General features: G+C 66.5%; 4 protein-coding genes. 2 read left to right on the top strand and 2 right to left on the bottom strand.

The genetic code is table 11. The annotated features are described in order from the left end of the window. Both IAE77_RS30880 and IAE77_RS00150 read left to right on the top strand, forming a co-directional pair. The coding region (locus IAE77_RS30880; RefSeq protein ID WP_345780942.1) for a DUF2089 family protein at window positions 1–113 on the top strand (113 nt) is incomplete at its 5' end. Between the two features lie 2 nt (window positions 114–115). Further along, window positions 116–727, top strand: a complete 612-nt coding sequence (locus IAE77_RS00150; RefSeq protein ID WP_294219626.1) for a hypothetical protein — start codon at window positions 116–118, stop codon at window positions 725–727. Between the two features lie 13 nt (window positions 728–740). Here the strand turns inward: IAE77_RS00150 and IAE77_RS00155 are convergent, their stop codons facing one another. Both IAE77_RS00155 and IAE77_RS00160 read right to left on the bottom strand, forming a co-directional pair. Next, entirely contained in the window at window positions 741–1,574 is an 834-nt protein-coding gene (locus IAE77_RS00155; protein WP_294219627.1) for an ion transporter, read from the bottom strand. Window positions 1,575–1,627: 53 nt separating this feature from the next. Then, a partial coding sequence (locus tag IAE77_RS00160) for a hemolysin family protein (protein ID WP_294219628.1) occupies window positions 1,628–2,785 on the bottom strand: 1,158 nt, incomplete at its 5' end.

The following is a 2,785-nucleotide window of genomic DNA, read 5'->3' on the forward strand; positions in this document are numbered from 1 at the left end:
GGGCCAGCGGCAGCCTCAAGGAAATGGCGGCGCTGCTCAAGGTCAGCTACCCGACCGTCCGCAATCGCCTCGATGAGGTCATCGCAAAGCTTCCCCCTGCCTCCTCCCCCTAGCCATGAAACTGCTCCCGCTGCTCTTCTCCCCCTTTCAACGCGTCGCTGGTGCCGCCTCCCTCGCTCTCGGGCTGGCGGCCATCGTGGTCGCCGCCCTCATCGGTGCCGGGAAGGGGCTGCATTTTGATGGCGTGCTGGATGTGCATGCCGGACGCCTCGCCCCCGGGTGGTTTTTCGTGGCGGAAGGGCTGATCGACTGGCTCTGCCTCAGTCTCGTGCTGCTGCTGGCCGGCCGCGTCGTGTCGCGCACGGCCTTCCGCAGCATCGATCTGCTCGGCACGCAGGCTCTGGCCCGCTGGCCGATGGTCCTGGTCGCTTTGGCCTGTCTCGCCCCGGGATTTCATCGGTTCAGCGCTGCCTTGATCAAGTCCCTCTCCAATCTCAAGCCCGGGGCCGTTCCCGCCCTGCCCGGTGGTCCGGACGCGGCCGTTTTCGCCACCGTCACCGTCGTGATCCTGGCCTGCATCGTGTGGATGGTGGCGCTCATGTGGAAGTCGTTCTCCCACTGCTGCAACGTGCGCGGTGGAAAGGCCGCCGCCGCCTTCGTCATCGGCCTGTTGATCGCCGAGGCGCTCTCGAAGGTCCTCATCGGGCAGTTGTTCCTCCTGAAATGAGCCACGGCCCGGCTCACATCTCCAGCCGGGTGCCGCACTGCTGGCAAAACCGCGCGCTGGGGTCATTCTCCTGCCAGCCGCACTCACGGCAGCGGCGGAAGGGGCCGCGCACCGCCCCGCGCATCTCCCGGCCGATCTCCTGCGTCACGATGCCGGTCGGCACTGCGATGATGGTGAAGCCGGTCAGCATGATCACCGACGCCATCATCTTCCCCAGCACCGTCACCGGCGCCACGTCGCCATAACCCACCGTCGTCAGCGTCACGATCGCCCAGTAGATCGACTGCGGGATGTTGCGGAAGCCGGCATTCTCATCGTGCTCGATCACATACATCACCGTGCCTTCGATCAGCACCAGCGTCATCACCGTCATGAAAAATACCGCGATCTTCCGCCGGCTGGCCTTCAGCGCGTTGAGCAGCACGTTCGCCTCCCCCGAATACTCCGCCAGCTTCAGGATGCGGAACATCCGCAGCAGCCGCAGCACGCGGAAGGTCATGAGGTAATGCGTGTCCGGCACCAGCAGCTCCAGGTAGCTGGGCAGGATGGACACCAGGTCCACCAGGCCGAAGAAACTCAGCGCGTAGCTCCAGCTCCGCCGCACCACCCACAGCCGCGCCAGATACTCCAGCGTGAACAGCCCCGTTAAGGTCCACTCCAGCAACGAAAACCACCGCCCGTGCGCTTCCCGCAGCTCATCCACGCTCTCCAGCATCAGCGTTCCCACGCTCAGCAGGATCAGCACGATCAAAGCCACGTCAAAGGCGCGGCCGGGCCGTGTGTCAGAGAGAAAGATGATGCGCCACAGCGTCTCGCGGCGGGGATTGGCCTCAGGGGTCGCGCTCATGGGCAGGGCAGGGCTGGTCAGATCAAGTCAGGCAGGGCAGGGGACTGGTCACGTCATTCGGCCGCCTCCGGCTCCGGTGGCGGCTCCGGCAGGCGGCGCACGCTCACCTTGTCGATGCGCTGGCGGTCCATGTCGATGATCTCGATCTCGAAGCCCCCCACCGTGAATCTCTCCCCCTCACGCGGCAGACGCTCCAGATGCTGCATGATGAAGCCCGCCAGCGTCTGGAAGGCGTCGTCCTCCGCATCCGCCACCTCCTCAAAGCCCGGGATCGCCGCGTTCACCCCATCGATCTCCGTCATCCCGTCCACCAGCCAGCTTTGCGGCCCGTTCTCACGGATCTGCGGCGTGGAGGGCGTGCCCGGGCGGTTCGCCGTCAGGTCGCCCATGATTTCCTCCGCCAGATCCTCGATCGTCACCATCCCGCGCACGATGCCGAACTCGTCCGTCACCATCGCCGCGTGGTGGGAGGCCTTGCGCAGCTCCTCCAGCAGCGTCAGCGCCGGCTGGTTGTCCGACACAAACACCGGCTCCCGCATCAGCTCGCTGACCTTCTGCGACTGCCCCGCCGCGATCGAAAGAAACAGCGCCCGCAGCGACACCAGGCCCACGATGTGATCCCGCGACTCGTCATACACCGGGAACACCACCTGCCGTACGCCCTCCTCCAGCTCCTCCGCCGCGCTCGCCGCCAGGTCATCCACCCGCAGGAAAATGAGGTGCGGCTTCGGCCGCATGATCTCCTCCGCCTTCAGCTCCCGCAGGTCAAACACCCCCTCCACCATCTCGCCCTCGCGCAGGTGCAGGTTGCCCGTCACCAGGCCCTCCCGCACCAGCACCTCCACCTCCGCCAGCGTCGGCCCGTCCGGGGCCTTCGACTTGCCAAAAAAGCGCATGAACGCCCGCGTGCTCAGCTCCAGCACCCACACCAGCGGGCTCGCCACCCGCGACAGCCAGTCCATCGGCCCCGCCATCGCAGAAGCGATGCCCTCCGCGTTGCGCAGCGCCAGGCTCTTCGGCACCAGCTCCCCGATGATCAGGGACAGATACGTGATGAACGCCACCACCAGACCGAAGGCCACCTCCGCCTCATGTCCGGCCAGCCAGGCCATGTCCTTCAGCCACGGCTCCACATAGCCTGCCAGGCTCGCCCCGCCGAAGGCCCCCGCCAGCACCCCCACGAGCGTGATCCCGATCTGCACCGTGCTCAG

It is taken from the genome of Prosthecobacter sp. (genome assembly GCF_014879935.1).
Classification (GTDB): domain Bacteria; phylum Verrucomicrobiota; class Verrucomicrobiia; order Verrucomicrobiales; family Verrucomicrobiaceae; genus Prosthecobacter.

Excerpts from the sequence above, each read along its gene's own strand:
- IAE77_RS00150 (WP_294219626.1), top strand. The coding sequence starts at position 116 with ATGAAACTGCTCCCGCTGCTCTTCTCCCCCTTTCAACGCGTCGCTGGT.
- IAE77_RS00155 (WP_294219627.1), bottom strand. The coding sequence starts at position 1,574 with ATGAGCGCGACCCCTGAGGCCAATCCCCGCCGCGAGACGCTGTGGCGC.